Source organism: Streptosporangium sp. NPDC049248 (genome assembly GCF_040678965.1).
Lineage (GTDB): Bacteria > Actinomycetota > Actinomycetes > Streptosporangiales > Streptosporangiaceae > Streptosporangium > Streptosporangium fukuiense.
In genome coordinates this window covers 74,096-96,978 of record NZ_JBFAQY010000001.1, presented here as the reverse complement: position 1 = coordinate 96,978, position 22,883 = coordinate 74,096, and the positions used below count along the sequence as shown (strand labels likewise).

The 22,883-nt window shown below is 63.6% G+C and carries 26 protein-coding genes; 8 read left to right on the top strand and 18 right to left on the bottom strand.

Features of this window, described 5'->3' with window-relative positions; all coding sequences use genetic code 11:
- The 7 genes from AB0K21_RS00485 to AB0K21_RS00455 form a co-directional block, all read right to left on the bottom strand.
- Nucleotides 1–1,173 (bottom strand): site-specific integrase, encoded by a 1,173-nt coding sequence (locus tag AB0K21_RS00485; RefSeq protein ID WP_364146784.1) that lies wholly within the window; start codon nucleotides 1,171–1,173, stop codon nucleotides 1–3.
- The gene (locus AB0K21_RS00480; RefSeq protein WP_364146781.1) at nucleotides 1,173–1,427 is read right to left on the bottom strand and encodes an excisionase family DNA-binding protein; all 255 of its coding nucleotides are present in this window, start codon (nucleotides 1,425–1,427) and stop codon (nucleotides 1,173–1,175) included. The genes AB0K21_RS00485 and AB0K21_RS00480 overlap by 1 nt, the downstream gene beginning before the upstream one ends.
- Nucleotides 1,424–3,142 (bottom strand): replication initiator, encoded by a 1,719-nt coding sequence (locus AB0K21_RS00475; protein ID WP_364146779.1) that lies wholly within the window; start codon nucleotides 3,140–3,142, stop codon nucleotides 1,424–1,426. The genes AB0K21_RS00480 and AB0K21_RS00475 overlap by 4 nt, the downstream gene beginning before the upstream one ends.
- Nucleotides 3,139–3,333, bottom strand: coding sequence for a hypothetical protein (locus AB0K21_RS00470; RefSeq protein WP_364146776.1), 195 nt, complete (start codon nucleotides 3,331–3,333; stop codon nucleotides 3,139–3,141). Before AB0K21_RS00470 ends, AB0K21_RS00475 begins: the two co-directional genes overlap by 4 nt.
- Nucleotides 3,333–4,772, bottom strand: coding sequence for an FtsK/SpoIIIE domain-containing protein (locus AB0K21_RS00465; protein WP_364146773.1), 1,440 nt, complete (start codon nucleotides 4,770–4,772; stop codon nucleotides 3,333–3,335). Before AB0K21_RS00465 ends, AB0K21_RS00470 begins: the two co-directional genes overlap by 1 nt.
- Before the next feature lie 81 nt (nucleotides 4,773–4,853).
- Nucleotides 4,854–5,132, bottom strand: a complete 279-nt coding sequence (locus AB0K21_RS00460) for a hypothetical protein (protein WP_364146771.1) — start codon at nucleotides 5,130–5,132, stop codon at nucleotides 4,854–4,856.
- Nucleotides 5,132–5,572: a plasmid replication, integration and excision activator gene (locus AB0K21_RS00455; protein ID WP_364146768.1), complete on the bottom strand. Its 441-nt coding sequence runs from the start codon at nucleotides 5,570–5,572 to the stop codon at nucleotides 5,132–5,134. Before AB0K21_RS00455 ends, AB0K21_RS00460 begins: the two co-directional genes overlap by 1 nt.
- Before the next feature lie 206 nt (nucleotides 5,573–5,778).
- Between AB0K21_RS00455 and AB0K21_RS00450 the strand changes: the two genes are divergently transcribed.
- Nucleotides 5,779–6,195 carry a hypothetical protein gene (locus AB0K21_RS00450; protein WP_364146766.1) on the top strand — a complete coding sequence of 139 codons (417 nt, stop codon included), beginning with the start codon at nucleotides 5,779–5,781 and terminating at the stop codon, nucleotides 6,193–6,195.
- Here the strand turns inward: AB0K21_RS00450 and AB0K21_RS00445 are convergent.
- Nucleotides 6,188–6,919 carry a GntR family transcriptional regulator gene (locus AB0K21_RS00445; protein ID WP_364146764.1) on the bottom strand — a complete coding sequence of 244 codons (732 nt, stop codon included), beginning with the start codon at nucleotides 6,917–6,919 and terminating at the stop codon, nucleotides 6,188–6,190. The genes AB0K21_RS00450 and AB0K21_RS00445 overlap by 8 nt on opposite strands.
- A gap of 264 nt (nucleotides 6,920–7,183) precedes the next feature.
- Nucleotides 7,184–7,474, bottom strand: a complete 291-nt coding sequence (locus tag AB0K21_RS00440; protein WP_364146761.1) for a hypothetical protein — start codon at nucleotides 7,472–7,474, stop codon at nucleotides 7,184–7,186.
- Between the two features lie 346 nt (nucleotides 7,475–7,820).
- Between AB0K21_RS00440 and AB0K21_RS00435 the strand changes: the two genes are divergently transcribed.
- Nucleotides 7,821–9,113 (top strand): hypothetical protein, encoded by a 1,293-nt coding sequence (locus AB0K21_RS00435; protein ID WP_364146759.1) that lies wholly within the window; start codon nucleotides 7,821–7,823, stop codon nucleotides 9,111–9,113.
- 20 nt (nucleotides 9,114–9,133) lie between these two features.
- Here the strand turns inward: AB0K21_RS00435 and AB0K21_RS00430 are convergent, their stop codons facing one another.
- The 6 genes from AB0K21_RS00430 to AB0K21_RS00405 form a co-directional block, all read right to left on the bottom strand.
- Nucleotides 9,134–9,979, bottom strand: a complete 846-nt coding sequence (locus AB0K21_RS00430) for a hypothetical protein (protein WP_364146757.1) — start codon at nucleotides 9,977–9,979, stop codon at nucleotides 9,134–9,136.
- Nucleotides 9,976–11,142: an AAA family ATPase gene (locus tag AB0K21_RS00425; protein WP_364146754.1), complete on the bottom strand. Its 1,167-nt coding sequence runs from the start codon at nucleotides 11,140–11,142 to the stop codon at nucleotides 9,976–9,978. Before AB0K21_RS00425 ends, AB0K21_RS00430 begins: the two co-directional genes overlap by 4 nt.
- 1,429 nt (nucleotides 11,143–12,571) lie before the next feature.
- Nucleotides 12,572–12,871, bottom strand: coding sequence for a helix-turn-helix transcriptional regulator (locus AB0K21_RS00420; protein ID WP_343976147.1), 300 nt, complete (start codon nucleotides 12,869–12,871; stop codon nucleotides 12,572–12,574).
- A 5-nt stretch (nucleotides 12,872–12,876) separates the two neighbouring features.
- A complete protein-coding gene (locus AB0K21_RS00415) occupies nucleotides 12,877–13,221 on the bottom strand; it encodes a type II toxin-antitoxin system RelE/ParE family toxin (RefSeq protein WP_343976144.1) in 345 nt (114 codons plus the stop codon).
- Between the two features lie 453 nt (nucleotides 13,222–13,674).
- Nucleotides 13,675–14,028, bottom strand: coding sequence for a helix-turn-helix transcriptional regulator (locus AB0K21_RS00410; RefSeq protein WP_343976141.1), 354 nt, complete (start codon nucleotides 14,026–14,028; stop codon nucleotides 13,675–13,677).
- The gene (locus tag AB0K21_RS00405) at nucleotides 14,028–14,471 is read right to left on the bottom strand and encodes a hypothetical protein (RefSeq protein ID WP_364146752.1); all 444 of its coding nucleotides are present in this window, start codon (nucleotides 14,469–14,471) and stop codon (nucleotides 14,028–14,030) included. The genes AB0K21_RS00410 and AB0K21_RS00405 overlap by 1 nt, the downstream gene beginning before the upstream one ends.
- 407 nt (nucleotides 14,472–14,878) lie before the next feature.
- Between AB0K21_RS00405 and AB0K21_RS00400 the strand changes: the two genes are divergently transcribed.
- Complete coding sequence (locus AB0K21_RS00400) at nucleotides 14,879–15,451, top strand: DUF6461 domain-containing protein (RefSeq protein WP_364146749.1); 573 nt, start codon at nucleotides 14,879–14,881, stop codon at nucleotides 15,449–15,451.
- Nucleotides 15,452–15,625: 174 nt separating this feature from the next.
- On the top strand, nucleotides 15,626–16,222 hold the full coding sequence (locus AB0K21_RS00395; RefSeq protein ID WP_364146747.1) for a hypothetical protein: 597 nt from the start codon (nucleotides 15,626–15,628) through the stop codon (nucleotides 16,220–16,222).
- Nucleotides 16,223–16,699: 477 nt separating this feature from the next.
- On the opposite strand, the gene AB0K21_RS00390 is transcribed toward AB0K21_RS00395, so the two are convergent.
- Entirely contained in the window at nucleotides 16,700–17,281 is a 582-nt protein-coding gene (locus AB0K21_RS00390) for a TetR/AcrR family transcriptional regulator (RefSeq protein WP_343976131.1), read from the bottom strand.
- 68 nt (nucleotides 17,282–17,349) lie between these two features.
- Between AB0K21_RS00390 and AB0K21_RS00385 the strand changes: the two genes are divergently transcribed.
- On the top strand, nucleotides 17,350–18,138 hold the full coding sequence (locus AB0K21_RS00385) for an ABC transporter ATP-binding protein (protein ID WP_343976128.1): 789 nt from the start codon (nucleotides 17,350–17,352) through the stop codon (nucleotides 18,136–18,138).
- Entirely contained in the window at nucleotides 18,135–19,460 is a 1,326-nt protein-coding gene (locus AB0K21_RS00380) for an ABC transporter permease (RefSeq protein ID WP_364146744.1), read from the top strand. Before AB0K21_RS00385 ends, AB0K21_RS00380 begins: the two co-directional genes overlap by 4 nt.
- A 128-nt stretch (nucleotides 19,461–19,588) precedes the next feature.
- Here AB0K21_RS00380 and AB0K21_RS00375 read toward each other — a convergent pair whose 3' ends face one another.
- The gene (locus AB0K21_RS00375; RefSeq protein WP_364146741.1) at nucleotides 19,589–19,807 is read right to left on the bottom strand and encodes a hypothetical protein; all 219 of its coding nucleotides are present in this window, start codon (nucleotides 19,805–19,807) and stop codon (nucleotides 19,589–19,591) included.
- 483 nt (nucleotides 19,808–20,290) lie between these two features.
- Entirely contained in the window at nucleotides 20,291–20,968 is a 678-nt protein-coding gene (locus AB0K21_RS00370; protein WP_343976119.1) for a helix-turn-helix domain-containing protein, read from the bottom strand.
- A 151-nt stretch (nucleotides 20,969–21,119) separates the two neighbouring features.
- Here AB0K21_RS00370 and AB0K21_RS00365 point away from each other — a divergent pair, with 151 nt between their 5' ends.
- Together AB0K21_RS00365 and AB0K21_RS00360 are read left to right on the top strand one after the other, a co-directional pair.
- Nucleotides 21,120–21,959, top strand: a complete 840-nt coding sequence (locus AB0K21_RS00365; RefSeq protein ID WP_364146739.1) for a class I SAM-dependent methyltransferase — start codon at nucleotides 21,120–21,122, stop codon at nucleotides 21,957–21,959.
- 70 nt (nucleotides 21,960–22,029) lie between these two features.
- Nucleotides 22,030–22,638: a hypothetical protein gene (locus tag AB0K21_RS00360; protein ID WP_364146736.1), complete on the top strand. Its 609-nt coding sequence runs from the start codon at nucleotides 22,030–22,032 to the stop codon at nucleotides 22,636–22,638.
- The last annotated feature ends 245 nt before the right edge of the window (nucleotides 22,639–22,883 follow it).

Below are 22,883 nucleotides of genomic sequence, written 5' to 3'. Positions count from 1 at the left end.
TTACGTGCCCGATGCCGGTGAATCTTCTTTCTTGAGGGCCGCTTCGGCGAGCTTCCCCATACCGTCGGCGATCATCTGATCCCGCCCGTTCTCGGTGTGCAGATAGATCAGCGCCGCCCGCGTGGTCGAGTGCCCCATCCGGTTCATCAACTCCCGCAGCGTCGCACCCGACTGCGAGGCGAACGTGTTGCCCGTATGGCGAAGATCGTGGAAGTGAACGCCGGAGAGGTTCGCCCCCTTCAGAGCCTTGGCCCAGATCCGGCTGAAGGCCGACCGACGCAGCATCGCACCCTTCGCACCGAGGAAGACGAACGCCTCGTCATGCTCTTCGGTGTACTTGTCGAGGTGCGCGCGAAGCTCCGAGACCACCACCTCGGGAAGGGCGACCGTCCGCGTACCGGCCACGGACTTGGGCAGGCCGACGGTCACCGATCCGTCCTTGAGTTCGGTGGTGGAGGCCACGACCCGGACCGTCCGGGCATCCAGGTTGAGGCTCTTGCGCCGGAGCGCCGCCAGCTCACCCCACCGCAGACTGCCGAACGTCGCCAGGAGCACCAGCGCCCGGAAACGCGGTTCGATCGCACCGGCCAGCGTGAAGACCTGTTCCATGGTTAGCGTCGGACGCTCGGGCGACTCTTCCTTACCGCCGCTCTTGATCTGGCACGGGTTGGACTTGATCATCTTGTCCTCCACCGCCGTGTTCATGATCGCTTTGAGCAACCGGTACGCCTTGGCGACGGTGACCGGCCCGACTCCCCCGTCCAGGAGCGTCTTGCGCCACTTGCGTACGTGAGCCGCCTTGATCTCACTCACGGCCAGGTTGCCGAACGTCGGGACCAGGTGCAGGCGGAGCAGGCCCTCGTAGAGCTGGAGCGTCTTGGGCCGCAGGCCGGGACGCTCGTTCACCCAGTCGGAGCCGTACTCCTTGAAGGACACCTTCCCGAGGTCCGGATTGCTCCAGTCCTCCGCGAGGATCTCGGCCTCTTTCTTGGTCAGCCAGACCTCAGCGTCGCGCTTGGTCGCGAAGGTCTCCGGGGCCGACCTGTCGATGTCATCCGGTCCCCGGTAACGAGCCTGGAACCGGCCGGAGGGCAGTTGCCGAACGCGTCCGAAACGCCTCTTGGTCGGCTTGCCCTTGGCGGAGTGTCGAGGCCCTTCCTCAGCCTTGGCCATTACGCGGCCCTCCTACGTCGTGTGGTGGTGATCGGTTCGACCAGCCCGGCGGCGATGAACGCCTCAAGGGCCGCTTCGGGGATGCGTACATTGCGTCCGACGTGAATGAAGGCGATCCGTCGTTCCTCGATCAGGCGACGGGGGAAGCGGACCGAGGTGTTCAGCCGCTCGGCCGCCTCTTCGACGGTGAGCAACCGACCTTGAGCGAGTTCCGGGAGAGGCGAGGCGGGCTCTTGCTTGGTCTTCCTGGTCATGCCGCCACCTCCAGTCCCGGAGTTGCTGAAAGATCTGGAACAGGGAGGCCGTCCGCTCTGGCCTGAAGTTCGATCAGGCGTGCGCGGGTGCGCTGGCGGTTGGCGACCTCGCGCAGCAGTCGTTTGGCCAGTGGGGTGCGGTTGGGGTCTTTGGAGGAGACCGGCCGCCAGACGTAGCGGTGCGGGTCGGTCACCGTCTCGTCGGGAAGGCCGAGCATGTCGAGCACCCAGGCCCGCCGATCGGCCTTGTGCTCCCGCAGGGTCTTGTTGGACCACTTGCGCGAGACCAGGACGCGACGGCCCGCGTAGCCGAGGTGTTCGGCCTTGTGTGCCTTGCCCTTGCACCGGCCCGGCAGCATGCCCGCCTTGGCCCCCTTGGGCTGCACGCCGTACCGCAGCCAGTTCGGACAGGTCGGCGAGCACGGTTCGTAGCGCAGTGCCTCGACCATCCGGGTCGCGTGGTCACGGCGAGCGTGGTTATCCGGGTCCTCAGGGTCGAGAGTGTCGCCGAGGCTTTTGGTCAGGTACTTCGACAGGTAGCCGATGCACTGGTCAGCATCCGGTGATCCGGCGAGCACGCCCTGAACATCGACTTGAGCGCCGAAGCGCACCACATGCAGCGGTTCGGCCGCCTCGTCGGTGCCGAGCTGGTCGAGCGCCTCGTCCCAAGTGAGCAACAGTTCCCCGGTGGCCGGGTCGAGGTAGTCGCCGACCTGCCCGTCCGGGTAGGGCTCAGCGCGTTCGGCCCGCTCGCTCCAGATCGGCAGGTGGTCACCGTCGAAGCGGACCTCATCAACAGAAGGCCACCACACTTGGTGATAGGTCGCAGCGGCAATCGCCTTGACCTCCGCACGAGGCATGGTCCCGCGGATTGCCATGTGCAGATGCGGCGCGAACCTCTTCTGTGGTTCGACGGAGGCGAAGTACTGCACGTCATAGCCGGCCACCCGCCGCAGGTTCTGCACGAACCGATCGACGAGCTTGGAGAAGTGCAGGGCATCGCGAGCCGCCGCCGTGTAGTCATACGTGCTCGGATTGATCGGGACGCCGTTGCGAACGCGCCCGTACGAGGGAAGCGTCAGCGTGACGAACAGGGATGGCCGGTAGACCTTGCCATCGGAGGCGATGAAGGTCCGCCCGAGGGTCGTGTTCTGCTTGGCCCGCTTGGGCAGGTCCGGCGCGTCCTGGCGCCGCCTCGTGGAGCGTGAGCGCTTGGGAGTCGATCGGCCACCCAGTACGTTGCCCCGCATCCCAGCGGCGTTGATCTCCTCATCGATCCCGGCTATCGCCTCGTCCCAGTCGGCGACCTCTTCCCCGTTGTGTTCGGCCTCGTCGCGCTTGGCCTGCACGTCAGCCCGAAACTCGATCAGCCACCGCTGATCTTCGGTGGAGGGGTTGGGTTCGGCGACCGGTTCGTGGTCGAGGTGCCAGCCTTCCCGGCACTGCGCCCGGCGGAGCTGGCGGTTGCGGTTGGCGCACGGCGGACACTTGGCTTCCTGCGTGGCGCCGCAGGGGATGTTGAACGACTCGACCGAGCCGGTGTGGGTGTCCAGCCGCCGCAGTTCGATAGGGCGGATGCACACCCCGTTGTTCTTGGCGACTTCCACCGCGACGTCCAGGGCGAACGGCAGGGTGTCACGGACGAGCCGGGGCAAGGTGCGATCGGAGCCGTCCGGCGAGGGGATGGACTGGGGAGCGGGGTGGGTGTCGGTCACATGGCCTCCTCTCGGCTGACCATGTCAGCGAAGATCCGACAGACATCGCTGTAGGGGTGTTTGCGGAGCCGCGCAGTGTCGAGATCGACGATCACCGTCACTTCGGCGAGGTCGGAGCCGTCGGACGTCCGCAGCCGCCGGAAGGGCAAGCCCTCGATCTCGGCCGGGGTGCCGTGCAGGATGACTCTCATCAGGCCCCCTCAACCGTCAGCGGCAGCGTGTCAGCGATGAACACGGCGACCATGTCGCGGATATCGGCATCGGAGACGTAGCCGGCACGGGCACGCATCGGTTCGGGTGAGGTCTCCAGGCGGGTGTAGGCGATGCCCGCACCGAGGTCCGGCTGAGGTGAGATCAGGTCGGCCAGCGCGCCCCGGTCCCGAGCGCCGTCACCGAGGACCATGTCCACTTGTTCGGACTCGTCCAGCCGCAGCGCGATCTTGTCGGGGAACAGGTTGCGGATGCTCAGCACGTCCTTGCGCGGGTCCTGCAAGGCCGCCAGCACGCCGACCCCCACCGCACGGCCCTGCGTGGTCAGGGTCGCCAGCGCGGCCGAAATACGGAGCTTGAGACCCTTGTCGGACTGATAGGCGGTCAGGAAGGCCACCTCGTCGACCACGACCAGGACGAACGGGTCATCGACGGTAGGGACATGGTTGCGCTGGACTCCGGCGAACCGGCCCGCACGCTCCTGCATGATCTCCACGGCCTTTTCCAGGAGATCGGCGCACTCGGCCGGATCAGCGGCGTAGCAGTCGAACAGGTCGCGGCCGAAGGACAGTTCCATCAGCTTGGGGTCCAGCGCCCAGATCTGCACCAGGCCCGAACGGACAGCAGGCAGCAGACCCCGGATCGTGGACCAGATGATCGAGCCCTTGCCCGACCCGGTGGCGCCCGCGACCAGGACGTGAGTGCCATGAACCTTGAGCCGCCACGGGGTGCCGTCCTCCTGCTTGCCGATCTCGACCGGCCCCACCGACGCCACGGCGGGAATCGGTAGAGCGGGTAAGGGGACGGCCAGCGGGTCGCGCCGAGGGAAGGCCAGCAGCAGACGACCCGACCGGGCGACGGTCACCCGGCACGAGGTGGCGCCGAATCCATGGGCGAGGTGCTCGATGCGGTCGGACCAGTCCTTGACCGACTGTCCGGCGAGCATCTTCACCGTGACCAGGTCCGCCCACGAGGTGCAGGTGACGCGTACGAGGTGTGGCAGGTAGTCACGGCCCCGCAGGTGACGGCCGAGACCGGAGACGATCATCACCGGTTGCCAGTGCCGCCGGTAGATCCACACCCGTCGCCACCAGGCCAGCAGTCGCCAGCCCACCAGACGCAGGAACGAGGCCCGATCGACCAGCCGCCATGCGGTAAGAGCGACGGGCACCAGGACGAGAAGCGCGACGCCCCATTGCCAGCCGTACAGCCAGCTCAGCACGCCGGGAGTGACCGCGACGAGTGAGGCGATCGGGTAGCGCCACAGCAGCCGCGCGGCACCGGCCAGCAGTCGCCAGGTGAAGATGACGATGGTGATGATGGCAGGGGTCTTGAGGACGGCCGGGCGGAACACCACAGCCGTGTCGGGGGTCGTGGAGACGAGGTGTTGCGCCTCGTCGCCGGGCAGTTTTTTGAACATAGGCTTGAGCCCTCTCTTGATTCGCTGTCTGGGGAGACGAGGGGCCGCCGGAATGCCAGTTCCAGCGGCCCCGCTTCCGTGTCAGGCCGCTTTGCCCTGGTCGGACTCGTTGGCCGGGACGGTGAACTTGCTCTCGACCGAGCGGGCGAACTGGTCGGCCTCGTGGGCGAGCTGGCGAGCGAACTCGACATCGGAGGCCGTCACGAGGTCACCGGCCGAGGTGGTGACCAGGAGCGAGACGGCACCGAAGTCGAGCGCCAGGACCGGAGTCCGAGCCGGATAGGGGTGGTTGGTGGCGCGAGCGCCACGACCCGTGTTGAGAGTGATGGTGCTGATGCGGTGAGTCTTGCGACGCGTCATCAGGCGACGTCCTTTCCAGTGGTGGAGGTGTGCTTGGCAGGTGCGGGAGCGGAGGCGCCGGGACCGGTGCGCGGGGCACGCATCTCGCGGACCTTGATGGAGTAGGCGAGACGTCCGGCGCCGTTGACGTACGGGGTGGCGGTGACGTGGTCGAACTCGACCGGGGTGAAGGGCAGATCCGGCATGGGGGCCGGCGGAACGGGCTGGACCGGAGAGAGGATCTTGACGGCCACGGTCTTCTGTCCGGGCTTGACGGTCGGGTCGGCGTCCATGACCGCGACCTGCCACACCAGTTCTCCGGTGGACTTGTCGCGGGACTGGACGAAGCGACCGTTGGTTGAGGCGTCGAAGTCCTTGACCGCCTCGACCTCTCCGACGACGTAGCAGCCGTGCGGGAAGACCTGGGCGAAGGTGACGGGGATGGGTCCTTGCAGGGCCATGATGGCACTCCTCTTATCGACTGACAGGCACTTAACCTATCAAGTGCTTTGAGAATAAGAGAGCCCGCTTGGTAGGTCAAGTACCTAAGCGGGCTCGCAGGGTGAGACTCGGCTAACCGATCGGATAGACATATGCCTTTGCGGCAGAGCCGCCGTCGAGCATTTGCGGTACAGCCGTCCCATCATGGAAGCCAACTGGAGAGACCGTGACAGACGAAGCGCTCTACCTGAGATTTCAAGGCACCACCCGTGACCGGCAGGGGCGTCTTCCTGGAGTCTTCGGCCTGGTCAACAGCCTGGCATCCAGAGGAAAGCTGACAGCGGAGCAAGAACGTTTCCGGCGGACGAACAACGACTGGTACGACGCAAACTTCACCAACCCCTCAGATATCGACCCCACGGTCTATGACCATGCCCTGAACCCCGGAGCCGCAGCTTGGTTCAAATCGTCAGCGCACCTGCTCATCGAGCGGGTCTCCGGCTACATGGAGATCCTTGCCGCACACGGCGTCGGCTGCGAAGTGGTCTACTCATCGGATCCAGGAAAGATCGTCTACGAGGACGACCACCAAATCGTCGTAGTCCCGCACTTGAACGACGTAACAGCATCGCAGGTTACGTGATCGGGTAGGCGTCTTCCAGTTCATGGCGATCGGCCGGGAGAAGCACTTCAGCCACGACCAGGGCGTGACCGGCCGCATCGCGCACCGCCGCGTACACGCACAGCAGCGGGACGTTCTTTGGCATGCCGAGTCGCTTGGCCTCCTCGGTCGTGGGCATGCGCGCGACGATCTGTTCAACGATGTGGTCGAAGCGCACCCCCTTTCGCGACCGGAGATGCTCGCGAAGCCCTTCGGGCAGTGGGTCAGCGCTGGTCAGGTCGGTACCCTCGGACAGTTCCAGCGGCAGCCACACTGAGACGATCTCGGTCGGTTCGCCGGCCCGGCTGACCAGGCGACGCCGCAGGAACGCCTTGCTCTTCGGGGTGATGTCCAGCAGGGCGGCGACCCGGTTGGGCACGGCCAGCGCCGCCGCTTCCAGCACCTCGCCATCGGAGGCACTCTCGGGACCGGTCAGGTATGCCTGTCCGGGGCGGGGCTGTTCCATTGAGGTCATCGCCGGACGACCGCGTACGAAGCGTCCCTTGCCCTGCTGGGAGTCGATCCAGCCCTGTTCGCGCAGTACGCGCAGTGCGGCGACCACGGTGGGCCGGGAGACACCGAACTCGTTGATGAGCTGGTTCTCACTGGGCAGGAGTGAGCCCGGAGGATAGTCCCCCGACTCGATACGCCGTTGAAGTGCCTGCACAAGCTGGGCGTACTTCGGAGGCACGGACTCTAGTGACATTACGACCGTCCATCACCCGACAGGTTGTTTTACCAAGTCAGAGCGTAACCTGGCTTTCCCTCGCCTGTCACGTCACCGGCAGACAAAGGGAACAAGGGCAAAGAAGATCCCGGCAGGCAGAGAGAGGGAAGAAGGACGCTGCGGCTGCATGGGGTGGGCCGCGCGCCGCTCTACTGCCTGCCGGGATGTTGAAGAGCGCGACGGAGCAGCGGTAACGCTCTCCAGCACCCTCCGCGCTGGAGGACACCGCCCCGCCGCGCCCGCCTATCGACCGGCGTAGTCGGCCAGTATCTGGGCCGCGCCCGCCACGTCGTTGATCGAGTGGCGCTTCTCGGCGGACTGCCAGGAGTAGTAGGCGCCGCCGTAGCCGACGAACACCCACACCGGCAGTCCCACCTGTGGACGGGGGATCATCAGCGCGCTGTCGTTGTCGCGCAGTTCGGCCCGTACGCCGAGCCGCAGCAACGCGTTCCGCAGCCGAGTGAGGGCAAGCGCCTCGTTCTGCTGGCGTTCCTGCTGTAGGCAGGCCGCAGCGGTCTGCATGATCGGATTCATCTCACGTTCCTTTCGACCCGGCCGGTTGCGAGGCAGTCGAGACATTCCTGTTCTCCCTGCGTCTGAAGATCACCGCTGCTCTCGCCGACGAGAAGGGCACGGCGCGAGCTGCGCAGCTTGGTTCCACGTCCCCGGCACGCGGGGCAGGGGCGTGTCTCGCTGGTCTCGTCTGGCCGGGTCACCGTCGCCATCTCCTCGGATTGATCCGCGCTCCCTGCGGCGGAAGGCGGGCTGACGTACCGTGTTGCTTGATGGCAAGTCCACCGGCAATCCAAGATCGTCAGGACCCCCAAACGGCCCCCCTGAATTCCCCCTCTTGAGCCCCCAGCCGGGAGGAAGGCCCTAGATGCCCGACAACATCCCCAACGTCCAGCTCCGCGCGTGGCGTAATGAGCACCGTCTGACGCGCGTTGAATTGGCCAACCGGATCAACGCGACGCCGATCGGCATCAAGGAGTCCCTGGCGTGCGATGAGGAGCGCATTCGGCGCTGGGAGGCCGGAGAGGTCAGGTGGCCCCATTCTCCGTACCGGATCGCCATCACCCAGTTGACCGGACTTCAACCCGAAGACCTGGGATTCCGGCCGAACAGACGCGGAGCCGGCCAGCTCATTGAAGCCACCAGCATCATTCCCATGGACGCGCTGCGAGCCGAGGCCGACCTGTACGGCACCATGGAACTCGCCCAGCAGCTCCAGGCGTCCGACGTCGGAACCGGCACCCTCGAAGCCCTCGCCGAGGCCGTCGATCTGCTCTGTCGCGCCTACCCCGTCGTTTCGGCCGCCACGTTGCGCGACCGGACCCAGAAGCGGCTCGCTCAGGTGAACGGCCTACTCGGCGGACGGATCACCCTCGCCCAGCACCGGGAACTCCTCGTCATCACCGGATGGCTGACGGCCTTGCTCGGGTGCGTTCACTACGACCTGGGAGAGCGTGAGGAGGCCGAGACCGCCCGCCGCGCCGCCTACGAGATGGGCCGCCAGGTCGGGCACGGTGAACTCATGGGATGGGCACACGAGATGTCCGCGTGGTTCGCCCTGGTCGAGGGCCGCTATGAGGATGTCGTGACTTCTGCCCGCATGGGCCAGGCCGTCGCCGGCCAATCCAGCGCTCAAGTCCAACTCACCCTGCAAGAAGCCCGCGGACTAGCCCGAATCGGCGACCGCCGCGAAGCAGACAAGGCCCTCACCCGAGGAGCCGACGCCCTCGCCAAGCTTCCGCTTCCGGGGAATCCGGATCATCACTTCGTGTTCGATCACGCCAAGTGGGTCTTCTACGCCGCTACCGCCTACACCTGGCTTGAAGACAACGACCGCGCCGAAGAACACGCTCGGGAAACCATCCAGATGCACACCCGCCCTGATGGCACGCCCATCGCCCCGATGCGGGTTGCCGACGCCCGCATAGACCTTGGCATCGTTCATGCCCGACGCGGCAACCTGGACGCCGCCGTCGAACAGGGCATGGCCGCGTTCGACATCGACCGCCGGTCTCTTATTGATCTTGTACAACGAGCTGGAGACCTAGACCGTCTTCTACGCCAACGATATAGCCGTGAAATCCTGTTTGAAGAGTTCCATGAACGTTACGTAATCGCCCAAAAGGCTTTAAGTATCGGACGCCCGGAGCTGCTGGATTAATCCCCGCTCAGCCTACAGGTTTATCTAGATAGATTTTCAATAAGTTCTCTTCCCCAAGAGCTGTCGGCTATTACTCCCGACCCAGCAAGCCTGAGTGATCTTGACAAGTAATCTGCAGCAGTTACTTCTTTCTTGTGAGAGCCGATAGCACTTCGCAGAGCAACACCAGTGATGCATAAAAAGTCTTTGCCTCGAAAGTAAGGCGTCGATCCTCGAGGACATATTGGTTCCTGAACGAGTTCTCTAGACCCGTTTGCATACTCTAAAAGAGTCGCCTGGTTTGGGGAATTTCCTACGGTTCCACTTAGAGCATCACAGTAAGGCTGCACCTTCAGCTTTAAGTTGCGATTATCGATTTTTGACGACAAGTCAATATCGTCGAATTTTAATCCCCAGGAATTTTCAACATTTGCGCGTCTTAGAATAGTAATCGGAGCTACTGCATCGTGCACCGCTCTCATAACGGCCGACGCGCCTCCCCATTTTTCGAGTTTTTCCGCGCTTGCAAATTCAGACAAAAAGTTAGTATACGCGTCAGTGACCGAAAGCATCGCCTCAAGGTCTGCGTTCTCATACGGGTGCAAAGGAATGCCGAGGCGCTCTAGACCTGCAACTTCATCATCGAAATCTCGGTCTACCACGCAGGCCCATCGGGCAAAACGCCACTCGTGCAAAGTTTTAGCAGCATCTAGAGCGATCGATCTTGTGCTAGCCGGAAAGTACTGCCACTTTTGACGGAAAGCATTCGAAAGCAAACGCACGTCAGAAGGCCCTTCCGTTATTATCACCGGACTCTTATCAACCTGACGATGCTGCCTAATACGATCAGCTAGACGATCATATTCTCGCAGAGATTTTGTCTTCACTCAGCGACGCCTATTTCCTGAACCAGCTCCCATCTGCCGTTAATAATCCCCGAAGAATGCGTAGCCAACACAATCTGCAAGTCGTTAATTTCCGCCACCTGTGCGATATCATTCAAAAATGCATGCTTCCACGCTGCATGCATTGATATTTCCGGCTCATCAATTAATACCAGAGATCCGCTATCTGCAGAAAATAGAAGAAGGGTAAAAACAGCTAGAAGGTGCTGCTCGCCGGAGGAGAGCAGCTTAACCCTCAGTGGCTGATCATTTGGAATTGAAGTGAACCCAATTCCACCTTTTTGATCAATAATCAATTCTTTATCTTTGAACTTATTATTGACAATTTGCCGCAGAGTCTTTATCTTCTCGTTCACCGGCAGCAGGGGTTTAAGCTTCTTCTCCCAGTCATCCAGAAAAACACTCAATATCCTGCGTTCAGTAGGATTGGTTCTACTATTCGGGAACTGTACGTCCACTAGTCGGGCACTGAGGCCGTTGCTATAAAGTTCGGCCTGCTGCTCGGCGATTCTCTGATACCTTTCCTTAAGCTCTTTCTCTTTAACTGTTGTGCGCGCTTTTTCAAGAACCCTGACAGCAAAGCTCTGATCTGCTATCTGAGATTCTCCAAGGGACGCCCGTCGGGCATCAGTAATTTGGACGCGCACTTGCTCCATATAACGATTAATCCGAGAAGAAACCGGCTCACCTAGCCGACGAAAAGGATCTTCAGTTGAATAAACCTCCCTCAAGGGGGGAGTGCTATCCAACCGCTTAGTATCGATTAATATCGCGGATGTCCCAGAGAAAAAGTTGTTAATCCAGAAGTACTCTTTGGGAAACTTGTACGTGACCATTTCGCCAGTTATTCCATAGCGCCTCCTAACAAAATCGGCACTAACAACTTTAGAATTACGAGCGTCGAACCATGTACCATCAGGTGTCTGGTGAAGCCAGGCCGGTTTTCCCTCCTCCTCTGAAAGTTCGGAATAATTAAGCGAATACGCATTATATGATCGTCCATATGCATCATTTCCAGAAAGATCAAAGATCACCCCATCATCCGTCGCGGCAGATTTATCAATTCTGATCTTTTTTCTATTTGAAAGCTTTATCTCTAATGCCTTAAATGGCACAACCGATAGAGATTTAAAGTCATAGTTCACTGCAGCATAAATCATTCGAAGGAGGTGGGTCTTCCCGGATCCGTTGGGTCCCGAAATTATAGTTACCGGACTATCGTTCGAGAAGCTAATGATATGATCCGAAAAGCCAAATAGACCTTCGACGGAGGCAGATGCGATTTTTTTCATGTCCACCAGGACCTTTGTGATAGTAGAGAGTGAGACTCAACTATACTCGACGATACCAAGAATTCGAAATAGAAACGATTGCACATTTAATCTCATATGACCTGTATCTCTTATCCGTACGACCTACCCATGTTCGCACCAACTTGTCCCTACTGTTTCGCCAGCATGGTAGGCGAGGCGAAAGATCTCACACGCAAGTGTTGCCGAATTGTTCTTATGGGTATCAAGCGGCGGCGCGCCGCGCCGCCGTACGCCCCGCGCCGGCGTCCCCGCGCCGCGCATGCGGCCTGGGGGCCGGTCACGGCGCGAGCGCCGCGCGGGGCATCGCCGTAGGCACACCGCGCCGTACCAGGCCAACGCGCCGATCACCGGCACGCCGCCGCCAGGTCGCTCCGACGGCTGGCCTGACTACTACGCGGCGCCTTTGACATCCTTCGGATCCCGCTGGCCACTCCGCTCCCGCCAGACGTGCACGACCACGGCCACGATCTGGAGCAGTATCCCGAGCGACCCGAACACGAACATGCCCAACAACCACCCGGCAGGCATCGGACCGCGAAATCCGGAGAGCCCAAAAACCGCGCCGGCACCAGTCCACCCATAGAAGACGAACCAGAAAGCAGCCCCAAGCCTGAACCAGATAGATCGCTGCCATTGCATGCTGCGAACTCTCCCATCAAAGAGCCGTTGCTAAAAGAGCGCCTCCGGCGGGGGTACTCGGCTCCGGGATGATCGACGTTCCAGTGCGAAGGCCGTAAGTGGTTGAGGTGGAAGCCGGATCTTCCCGTCTGCCACGTCCCAGGCAAGCCCAACATCTCGACTCCTCCGGATCAAGGCCGTCTGTGACCGTTGGCATCCCATGGCCGAGGAACGTCTACCGGCCGGCGTACACGCGAAGACGGCCTTGATCCTCCGTCCCCGAGCTGTTGCCCCTTCGGGGTGGGACGAGGCAGACGGGAAGATCCGGTGGAGGAGGCGTGTGCGTCCGCACGGGGTTTCCAGGCCGTGCCCGTTGCGTGCCCGTCAGCAGAGGGAGCAAGGGGAACTCACGGGGAATCACGGGCAACCGAAGCACTCCCCCGCAGGTCAGCGCTTCCCCAGTTCAGAGGCCAAGTGCGTTAGAGACTTCCCAAGCTGACAGCGCGGGTTCGATTCCCGTCACCCGCTCCAAGTCTGAAGGCCCAGCTCAGGGATGATTCCCGATTTAGGCCCTGTTTTCAGCGTCGTTCGGCTCGGCTGTTCCCACTTCGGTGATCTGCGACTCCGGAAATACCTCGGAAGATCAGCTCGCCTCACGCAGGGGTTGGAACTGAACGCTCAGCCGCATCTCCAAAGCCTCCGCGAGCCGCTCCAGCATCGGGATGGTCGGCATCGTCCCGCCTGCCTCGAACCGCGCCACTGCAGGTTGCTTCAACCCCGCGCGCTCGGCCAGCTCACTCTGGGTCAGGCCGAGCTGCTCACGACGCAGCCGTACCGCCTCGCCCAGCTCGAACCGGATCCTGGCGGCCTCGTACGCCGCTCCGGCCCCCGGACGGCTCATGATCTCAGCCCGCTTGGCACCCCAGCTCTTGCGCTCACCCATACCACTCACTCCTCATCCGCCGTGTGAGCCTCGGCAATACACCGCTGCATGGCCCGCCACGCCCGCTCGATCTCAGCGGACTCGCGCATCCGCTGCTTGCGGAACACCGTCAGCATGATGATCCGCCGGCCCGGTGCGATCCAGTAGGTGATCCGTACCGCCTCCCGGTCGAGGTGGAAACGCAGCTCACGTAGCTTGCCGCGGAGCTGACGAGTGTAGGGCTCATCCAGCAGGACACCACGCTCGGCCAGCAGGTCGACATAGAACGCCGCCGTCTCCTGCCCCTCCTGATCAAGCGTGTCGAACCACTCATCGACCTCTGGCTCCAGTTCCACCTCTCCCCAATTCATAACACGGACGTTATAGCGACGGCAAGTATCATGTACTGGAAACGCTCCTGTTCTTCCTGTCGAGAAAGGTCCGCAGCGGGAGGCTCCCCAGCACACTCCGCCCCGAGGGCAGTCGTCCGGCTTCCCGTGCAACGTTGATCACGTGCCAGATCCGTGCCAGAACAGGCGGGGAACCGCGGTCACTCACGGGGACTCACGGTCACTCGACTGCCTTGACCTGCACCCCTGTCCTCCCAGCTCAAGGCGGCAAGGTCAGTAGATGATTCCCAAGCTGACAGCGCGGGTTCGATTCCCGTCACCCGCTCCACGCCCGAAGGCCCGGCTCAAGAATGTGATCTAGAGCTGGGCCCTTCCTCGTTCCCCTGGCGCTGGCGACTCCCGAGCGGGCCTCTAACGGCTGAAGACCGCTACCGCGGAAGCCTACGGCCTGAGCCTCGAAGTTGCGCCTGCGACTTATGCGTTCGTGAGCTGTCGGTGATGCACCGTTAGGGGCTCGATTTCAGTGGTGTCGTCGTCGACGACGAGCTCGACGCGGAACCGAACCCCCATTGCCGCACCAAGGCGCAGCAGTGTCGCTATATCCGGAATGCCACCACCGCCCTCGATGCGAGACAGGGCGGGCTGGGACATCCCGGAGCGCTCCGCTACGACCTTCTGAGACAAGCCTCGGCGCTTACGGATTTCACGCAACTGGTCTCCAAGCTCCAGGTCACGGCCCGCCTGCTCGTACTCGGAGTGGGACTGCGCATCCGCCTCCATCTCGCGCAGACGCTTCGCCTTGTAGGTCTCCCAACGGCTGTGACCCATCATGCGCTCCTCTCGAACACGTGCGTGGTGGTTAGGTCGTGCTCTACCTCACACCGCTTCTTAGCAGCGATCGCTCGGTCGACGTCGGCGGCCTGCGTCCCATCCTGTGTCTTACGGAAAACCGTCAGGACCACGATCACCTTGTTGAGCGCCTCCTCCAGCGACACCAGCAGGCCCGGTTCCAGAGCGAAGCTCGGCATGAAGCCGATCCCGTCGAGAAGGGCCTCGCCCAGCCGGGCTCGGTCGGCGGCCGTCAACTCGGTGACGGGGCGTTCGAGGAGCTCCCGCGTGATGGGAGTGGACGCGCCCCACTCCTCCGTCAGGCAGGCCAGCTCGACGAGGGGTTCGGCGTCGAGACCACCGTCGCGCAACGCCGTGTAGATGCGGACGCCCAACTCGTCGACGGCCTGACGGAGCTCATCGACCTGCTCGTAGGGACGCATGCCGCAGTGTCTCCCGCCTCGCGGATCCCGGCAAGCGAGATTTCACATGTCACCAGCCGTTCAGGGATTCGCGGATCATGAGGTGCCTGAGCTGAGGATTACCGCCGCGGCCAGGCACAATCAGATCGTGGAACCTTTTCATCCTGAAGTCGCAGCTCAGAGCGGCTTAGCCGGTAGAGGTGAACACCCAGGCCGCCAAGCAGGTCGTCGGGCGATCCTGTCCGGTCCAAGCAACTTCACATCACTAGCTCCCGAGCTGTCCGGCTGGGAAGATGGAAAAGCTCACTGATCACTAAAATCCTGAGTTCACGCTGGCCAAGGTGCGTCACGCCGCATTGTGCCCCACCCCCATCATCCTGTGACGACCGGGTTCTGTGCCTGTCGGTGGCGGCTGGCAGCATGACGACATGACTATGCAGCCCCTCGATGTCTCTTGGCTCCGCGGCGAATACTCCGAGGAGTGCTACAGCTTCATCTACATCCGTGCCACGCCTGAGCAGGTGGTTGCCCGCCTCGGCGGTCGATGGGAGGACTTCACTCCGGGTCCCTTCCCGGACGACCCGGATCACTACCCATGTTCTGGGGAGCCTCTCGGCGTCACCTCCATCGGCGATTGGACGTTCGTTTTCGACCCTGACTGGCTCGGCACCCGCGAAGACGTGATCACTGAACTCTCCGAGGGCACCCGCCTCGTCTCCCAAGCCGCGCTTGCCATCAAGGGCATGGACTACTTCTACTGGTGTGAGAACGGCGAGATCCGATTCTGCTCCGGAGTCGATGACGAATACGCGACGGAGACCCCGGACGAACTCGTGGACACGATGGCGGAGATCGACAGGCTTCACCCATCGTTTTTCCCGTTCTACGAAGGGCCGGCTTTCCTACTCGTCGAGCACCTGACCGGGATCAGGGTGACGGAGCAACTACTGAAGGGCTCCACGTTCATGTGGGGCGTCGTACCAGAGCCGACCAAGTCGTAACGTTGGCCGATAGTGAGTCTTTTTCCTCCTGAAGTCGCAGCTCAGAGCGGGTGAACCGGTAGAGGTGAGCATTCAGGTCGCCGCCGGGCAGGTCGTCGGGCGATCCTGCCCGGTCCAAGCAACTCCACATCACCCGCTTCCGAGCTGTCCGGCTGAGAGGATGAAAAGGGCTCCGTGGACCTCCAGGATTCCCCGCTTCTGAAAGCTGCCCGGCTCTGTCCCGTCGACATCCGGACCGAGGAAACCGGCATCAGCGTGGCCGACGTGCTGGAGTACCTGGAACATGACGAATGGGAGACGGCCCTCCTCCTTCTCGAAGAGCTCGGCGACGCGCATCCTCAGTTGCCCGAGTTCTGGAACCTGCTGGCCGATGCCGCTCGCCTGATGTGGCTTCAGGAGGACGCCGACTGGTGCGAATGGCGATGTGGTGAGGCCCGCAACGGTGCCGTTCGCGCCGACCTCTGCCTCACGAGCGCCGAGGACGGAGGCCGCATGAGCCCCATACCTCTCCGCGGAGTGCTCCGGCCCGTGTGGGACATCGGCCTTCGCACGCCCGAGGATGAACCCTTGCTCGGCATCGCCCGACTCTGGGTCGAAGGTCGTGATCCGCTGGAGCCGGGTGCGTGCGGGTCGGTGAGATTGCTTCCCCTGACCTTCGAACACTGGCAGCACCTCAAGCCAGGCGATGTGATCACCATGCACGAGATCCGAACCCCTATCGGGACCGCGCGCATCACCGAGATCAGCCTGCCCGTGACAGCCGGTTCCTAGTTGCAGTTCCAGTTGCAATCCAGCCCCGTTCAGGAGAGACCGGCCGCGCCCGTTGGTCAAAGTGGAACTGATTTGAACGGGCAAGATCAGAGCTGCTACTGAGAATGAAAGCTCGGCGTGACGCGCGATCATGCCGCTGACCTGCAGTGATAGATACCCTTCGGGTAACGTCCACCTTTGATCGTCAGTAATGCGGTTTATGTTTCCCTTGCGCCTCCACTCGATCGGTTCGCAGCGTGCGGCGAAGACCTCCTGTTACCGGCGGATCGGTCCTGCCAGGTCGTCGCAGGCGGGACCAGCGTGGTCGACGGCTCCATGGGAGGCGTTCACGAACGCACCCGGCCTGGAGCGGAGGAGAGGCGAGGAAGATCGCTTCCCGGGAGAGGAACGATCGTTTCCCGCGCTCACCGGCGCATAAACGCTTGCGACTGCCTCCAGGCCCGATGGCGATGCGGTCGCACTTGCGAAGAGATAGCGTCAGCGGCGATGGCCGGAGCTGAAGTCGGCGGCGACGAACTGCTCTGCCGTCGGCGCACGTTCAGGGTCGGTGAGCCATTGCGAGGCAAGCCCGACGAGCAGGGCGAGGTAGTGTGATCCGATTGCGTGGACCTCGCCCGGATCGCTATCCGGCCCGAGGCCGGCGAACGCCCGCGCCAGCGAGGCCCTGGCAAGCTCCTGACCGCCGACGATCATCCCCCGGATCTCATCGTCCTGTCGTACGGACGCGACAGATTCGAAGTTGACGAACCACAGCGACCGGTTGGCCTGGATCGAGTCGATGATCCGACCCCACAGGCCTTCCTGATCGCCGAGCCCGGACCGCGTCCCGTCGGCGACGTCGTCGGGTTCCTCGAGCACCGCGAACAGCAGCTCACCCCACTCCGTGTTGAGATCGCGCAGGGCCAATGTGAGCAGCTGCTCCTTGGACCCGAAGTGGTAGTTGATCGACGCCTGGTTCGCCCCCGACGCCGCGACCAGGTCCCGCACGGTCGTGTGCGCGTACCCCTTGGTCAGCAGACAGTCACGCGCCGCCAGCAACAGCTTGTCCTTGGCACTCATATGCTCTACCGTATCAAATAAACATTCGTATGAAACGATCGTTTAAAACGCTCTTTTAGAGAGGTGTCATGACCCGGTATGCCACTGCCATGCCCACGCCACCCGTACTGCGCATCCGCGCTCTCCGCTGCGAATATCCAGGAGAGGCCGGACCCATCCATGCCCTGCGCAACATCGACCTCGATGTCGCCCGGTCGTCCTTCTTAGCGATCATGGGACCGTCGGGGTCCGGCAAGACCACCCTCCTGCACTGCGCCGCCGGGCTACAGAATCCGACGTCAGGCTCCGTCGAGCTCGACGGGCAAGACCTTCGCGGGCTCGATCAGACACAGCTCGCGCAGTTGCGCCGACGCCGCGTCGGATTCGTCTTCCAGTCGTTCAACCTCCTGCCCGCGCTCTCGACCATCGACAACGTCGAGCTCCCCCTGCGCCTGGACTCCCGGAAGACCGAACCCGCGCGCACAACCGAACTGCTCACCCGCGTGGGGCTCGGCAACCGGGGCAGCCACCGCCCTCATCAGCTATCAGGCGGCCAGAAGCAACGCGTCGCCGTCGCGCGAGCATTGATCACCGACCCCGACATCGTCTTCGCCGATGAGCCCACAGGCGCCCTCGACATTCGCAGCGCCAGGGAAGTCCTGCGATTGATGCGTGAACTCGCGGACCACGGTCAAACGATCATCATGGTCACCCACGATCCGGTCGCCGCCTCCTATTCCGACGCCGTCCTCTTCCTCGCCGACGGCCGGATCGTCGATCACCTCCCTCACCCCACCGCGCAGCAGGTCGCCGGCAGAATGGCCGTCCTGGTCGAATCGGCGGAACAGGCCGCCCACGATACGGCGGCGAACCGATGATCAAGATCGCCATGCGCTCTTTCGCGCATCACCGCGCCGCCGCGATCGCCACCGGCCTGGTCACGCTCGTCGGCACCATCCTGGTGACGGGCATGATGAGCCTGCTCGGCACCGGGCTGGCCGAGAGTACGGTCGCCGCCGACCGCGCGTTCCTGGTGCAGTTCCCGCTCATCATGGGCGGCTGGGCGGTCGCGATCGTCCTGTTCGCCATGGTCTCGACGATCAGCGTCGCTCTCACCGGCCGCGCCGGGGAGATCGCGGGCATCCGTCTCATCGGCGCGAGCCCCCGACAAGTGCAGCAGATGCTCGCCATCGAGACAGCGGCCATCTCGGCCATCACGGCGCTCCCGGGCCTGGCCACCGGCTACATCGTCGGCTGGATCGTCACACAGAGCATCCATTCCGCCGGGCTCACCGACGCGGCCTCGGTCTTCGCGCCCGGCTTGCTCCTCCCGATCCTCGGCGTGCTCATCGTGCTGGCCACGAGCGTACTCGCCGCCTGGATAGGCAGCCGCTCCCTGGCTCACCGCAGCCCTGTAGCCGATGCGCCTCCGCCCCCACGCCGTCGCACGGGACGGCATCCGGGACGGCGGCGCCGAATCACCGCGGCGATCATGATCGCCGCCGGCTTGGCCTCATCGGCCGCGGTACTCGCCATGGACCCGACCGACGTGCTCACCACCGCGATGACCGGGCCCGGCTGCGTACTCGTCGCCGTCGGCATGTGCGTCCTCGCCCCGGAACTCGTCGCCGCGGCGAACACCACGCTCAATGCCTTCCGCCCAGCACACACCACCGCTCCCTCCCACCTGGCCGCGATCAACCTCTCCGCGGCCCCGGACCGGGTACGACCGACCGTGACCTTCCTGACCCTCTTCGTCAGCGTCGCCGCGGGCACGCTCAGCATGCAAGGCATCGAGAACAGCGTCGGCACGGCGAACAGCACAGCTCAGGTCCTCGCCTCGATCAACTACTTCGTCGTCGCCCTGATCGCGGCATTCATGGCCATCGCCCTCACCAACAATCTCGTCGCCTCCATCACCCAACGCCGCGCGGAGTTCGCGGTCATGTCCCTCATCGGCTCGACCGGTGCCCAAACACAGCGAATGCTCGTACGCGAGATCGGTGCGGCCACCGCCATCAGCACCATCGCCGGAAGCATAGGAGCGTTCGTCACCGTCCTGCCCTTCGCCATCGTCAAAACCGGCAATCCCCTACAGGCAGCGGCCCCCCTGCCCTACGCGGTCACCATCGTGATCGGGATCGGCGTCACCCTCGGCGTCACGTCTCTCGTCGGAAGGCGCGCCATCCGCACGGCGTGAGGTCACGGCAGGCAAGGGAGGACGCCGCTGCGCACCGGCGTCCTCCCCCGCCCCCAACCTGCCACCCACCGGCCGCACGCCTCGGATCTGAAGTAACTCTCTGGGTCAAGAGGCCTTCGGGCGCTTGCTCATTCGGGCCGGCGCAGCCTGGTGCGATAGTGATCGGCACGCTCCGCTGCCATACGTTCCCGTCGCTCCTGAGTCAGGATCTCTTGGGGACTCGGCACCCGCCGCTTCTCATGTCTGATCGCCAGGCGGATCGCCCAGTAGAGAAAGAAGAACACCAGCACCGCCGGAACGGCCCATATCACCAGCAAGAGCAGAATCTCGGTGAACCCGATCGCCATCTGATCCTCCGTACAGGGGAAACCAGCATGCCTGATCTTGCAGACTGCGTCCATCGAGGACTTCGCCCAGCCGTCGACCTGAGATCGGCTTTCACGTGCCATCGACACCGTTCCATGCTCGCCATCCGCAGGGATCAAGCTTGATCGCATGCCGGATCAGTTGGTCTCGGCCCCGCCAAGGGACGGATCGTCGCCGCCTTGGTGCTGGAGCGGCCCATCCGCGCCATCGGTTTCTTGAGCGAGGCACCGGTCATCGCCGCCAGGGTGTTGCGTCGTCAACAGATCCACGGAAGCCCGGCACCCTTGAGTGCTTTCGCCCAGACCTTCGTGAAGTCGCCGCACCGGAGTTGTGCGCCTTTCTCTCCCACGAAGTCCGGCCTGATTTGGTCGCCGCGGACGGGCCGATGATGTGACCCTGACGAGGGCTCTCGCGGCAGAAGCCCGACGACAGGAAAGCGGCCTGACAGGGCGGACGTCCGCGTGCTAGGCAGGCCGGGGTACGGAGGCCCATTCGGGGAGTGTGAACCATCGGGGCACGGCACGGCGTAGCGCTTCGGGGCCCTGCACCTCGACCGCGTGCAGGCGCAGCGCATCCGACCAGCTCAGGTTGCCGCGCCAGACCTCGACCATGCTGCGCACACCGGCGGTCACCGTCACGGTCACGGCGTGGCCAGGGTCTGTGTCGCAGACGTCGACCTCGTCAGATGTGATCACGAGCCACCAACGGCGACTGTTGGGTGGCACGTCCGGGAACTGGAACTCGATGACCGTCCGCCCGTCCGGAACGGCGGTCCGGTCGACGTTGCGGTGCATATCCCACAGCAGCAGCTTCGGGTCCAGGTCCTCGTCGCCCAGCTCTCCGATCCAGCGAATGCCCCAGGCTGCGAGTGCCTCGACCACCGGTCGCAGCTCGTGGCCGGCCTGGGTCAGGACGTATCGCACATCGTTGTCCTTGACGTGCCTCTCCACGATGCCGGCATGTGTGAGCTGGTGCAGCCGTCGGGACAGCAGCGTGGGGGACATGCGTGGCAGGCCGCGACGCAGCTCGTTGAAACGCTCGGTCCCGCACACCAGTTCCCGGATGACGAGCAGGGTCCAGCGTTCGTCGAGCAGTTCAACGGCCTTGGCTACGGGACAGAACTGGTGGTACGAGGAGCCCATGTCCCGCAGTCTAGATTCAGCCGCCACGAATGCCAGCCACCCCGATCGGGACTCGGCCGGATGCCGGTACAGATCGTGTACTGGATAGCGAATTCGTCCTTCCTTACCGTCGATTCCAGTCCACCGCAGATCACGATGAGGGAGCAGTACGATGACCGTCCAGAGCGACCCGCTAGAAGCCGACCGTGCCCTGAAGGCCAAGCATCGCGACATGTGGGCGCTGGGTGACTATCCCGCGGTCGCCGCCGAGATCATCCCCGATCTGGGCGCGATCCTGGTCGAGGCCTGCGGGGTGGGACGCGGAGACAGGGTGTTGGACGTGGCCGCCGGGTCCGGGAATGCCGCCATTCCCGCCGCGCTGGCCGGGGCGAGCGTGGTGGCCGGCGACCTGACCCCGGAACTGCTGGAGGCCGGGCGGACCTTGGCCACGCGGCGCGGCGCAGAGGTCGAGTGGCGGCAGGCCGACGCGGAGGCCCTGCCGTACGCCGACGGCGAGTTCGACACGGTCCTGTCCTGTGTCGGGGTCATGTTCGTTCCCAACCACCAGGCCGGCGCCAACGAGCTGATCCGGGTCTGCCGTCCGGGCGGCACGATCGGACTGCTCAGCTGGACGCCGGAGGGGTTCATCGGTCAGATGTTCGCGACGATGAAACCGTATGTGCCCCCACCTCCGCCCGGCGCGCAACCCCCTCCGCTATGGGGCAGCGAGGGTCACGTCCGTGCACTGCTCGGGGACGCGGTCACCGACGTCGAAGCGCGCCGGCAGACGGTCACGATCGACCGGTTCGCTCACCCCGGCGCGTTCCTTGACTACTTCAAGGCCAACTACGGCCCGACCGTCGCCGCCTACCGAGGGATAGCCGGGGACCCCGACCGGGTCGCCGCGCTGGACCAGGCCCTCACCGAACTGGCCCGCGCCCATCTACACGGTGAGGAGAAAACGGTGATGGAATGGGAATACCTTCTCCTCACAGCGCGCAAGCACGACTGACGACGAGAATCGTCGGCGGAAGCCCGGTTGCGTCGACGGCAATCCTCGTGCTGCAGCTGCGGGAAGCCGGGTGAAGATCCTCACTGGTCCGCCATGGCGGCCCGATGTCGGCACGCCTCGATACGGTACGGCCGTGGCCGACATTCACGAACTCATGGTCGCGATGGACCTGCGTGGCGACCTGCCCGAGACCGAACTCGCCGAGTTGCGCTGGCACTTGGGCCTCGGCTCGCGGCCCGAGCACATCACCGAGGAGACGATCGTCGTCAATGAGGTCCTCGATCTGCTGCCCGACGAGCAGGAGCCGGTGCAGGATGAGAACGGCGACTGGGTGATCAAGGAGTTTCCGCAGCCGGCGTGGGAGGACGGGTCGCCGTACGCGGCCTCGAAGATTCCCGGCGCCGGCTGCTCGATCCTGGTGCGCGCGGATGACCACGCCGACGAACGCTGGGCGCTGACCTGCCGTTGGGAGGTCCACCCCGACGGGCATGCCGAGGTGGCCGAGCGGATCGGCTGGTTGGCCGCCCGGCTCCACAAGAACGAGTCCTTTTTCGGCTACCAGCGCTGGTATGAGGACAATGAGCCGGAACTGCTCAGCGTCCGCGATGGGAAGGTTGTGGCGTGTCGCAACGGCGCATTCGTCCCGCCGTTCTGGGATGAACCTGACGCGGACTGCTGATCTTTAATTCGTGATGTTCGGCGAGCAGGTGAATGCATCGGATTACTGCGGTACGCGCAAGGAAGGCCGGTACTCATCGTTGATCTCCAACTGGAGGACGGCCCGGGACCACGGCGCGGCCGAGGCACTGCCGGTCTGGGCGCAGGCCGGCAGTGCCTCGGCCACCGTGCCCGGCCGCATCCGCGTGTGCTCCAGCGCGATCACCTCCGGCGCTGAGTGGGGCCGGCCCTTCCGAACTCGGAGCC

Coding starts and splice junctions, on each gene's coding strand:
- AB0K21_RS00435 (WP_364146759.1), top strand. CDS start 7,821: ATGCCCGACAACATCCCCAACGTCCAGCTCCGCGCGTGGCGTAATGAG.
- AB0K21_RS00440 (WP_364146761.1), bottom strand. CDS start 7,474: ATGAATCCGATCATGCAGACCGCTGCGGCCTGCCTACAGCAGGAACGC.
- AB0K21_RS00480 (WP_364146781.1), bottom strand. CDS start 1,427: ATGACCAGGAAGACCAAGCAAGAGCCCGCCTCGCCTCTCCCGGAACTC.
- AB0K21_RS00465 (WP_364146773.1), bottom strand. CDS start 4,772: ATGTTCAAAAAACTGCCCGGCGACGAGGCGCAACACCTCGTCTCCACG.
- AB0K21_RS00400 (WP_364146749.1), top strand. CDS start 14,879: ATGACTATGCAGCCCCTCGATGTCTCTTGGCTCCGCGGCGAATACTCC.
- AB0K21_RS00405 (WP_364146752.1), bottom strand. CDS start 14,471: ATGCGTCCCTACGAGCAGGTCGATGAGCTCCGTCAGGCCGTCGACGAG.
- AB0K21_RS00410 (WP_343976141.1), bottom strand. CDS start 14,028: ATGGGTCACAGCCGTTGGGAGACCTACAAGGCGAAGCGTCTGCGCGAG.
- AB0K21_RS00470 (WP_364146776.1), bottom strand. CDS start 3,333: ATGAGAGTCATCCTGCACGGCACCCCGGCCGAGATCGAGGGCTTGCCC.
- AB0K21_RS00370 (WP_343976119.1), bottom strand. CDS start 20,968: ATGGGCTCCTCGTACCACCAGTTCTGTCCCGTAGCCAAGGCCGTTGAA.
- AB0K21_RS00385 (WP_343976128.1), top strand. CDS start 17,350: ATGACCCGGTATGCCACTGCCATGCCCACGCCACCCGTACTGCGCATC.
- AB0K21_RS00420 (WP_343976147.1), bottom strand. CDS start 12,871: ATGGGTGAGCGCAAGAGCTGGGGTGCCAAGCGGGCTGAGATCATGAGC.
- AB0K21_RS00485 (WP_364146784.1), bottom strand. CDS start 1,173: ATGGCCAAGGCTGAGGAAGGGCCTCGACACTCCGCCAAGGGCAAGCCG.
- AB0K21_RS00415 (WP_343976144.1), bottom strand. CDS start 13,221: ATGAATTGGGGAGAGGTGGAACTGGAGCCAGAGGTCGATGAGTGGTTC.
- AB0K21_RS00455 (WP_364146768.1), bottom strand. CDS start 5,572: ATGGCCCTGCAAGGACCCATCCCCGTCACCTTCGCCCAGGTCTTCCCG.
- AB0K21_RS00390 (WP_343976131.1), bottom strand. CDS start 17,281: ATGAGTGCCAAGGACAAGCTGTTGCTGGCGGCGCGTGACTGTCTGCTG.
- AB0K21_RS00375 (WP_364146741.1), bottom strand. CDS start 19,807: ATGGCGATCGGGTTCACCGAGATTCTGCTCTTGCTGGTGATATGGGCC.
- AB0K21_RS00460 (WP_364146771.1), bottom strand. CDS start 5,132: ATGACGCGTCGCAAGACTCACCGCATCAGCACCATCACTCTCAACACG.
- AB0K21_RS00445 (WP_364146764.1), bottom strand. CDS start 6,919: ATGTCACTAGAGTCCGTGCCTCCGAAGTACGCCCAGCTTGTGCAGGCA.
- AB0K21_RS00380 (WP_364146744.1), top strand. CDS start 18,135: ATGATCAAGATCGCCATGCGCTCTTTCGCGCATCACCGCGCCGCCGCG.
- AB0K21_RS00365 (WP_364146739.1), top strand. CDS start 21,120: ATGACCGTCCAGAGCGACCCGCTAGAAGCCGACCGTGCCCTGAAGGCC.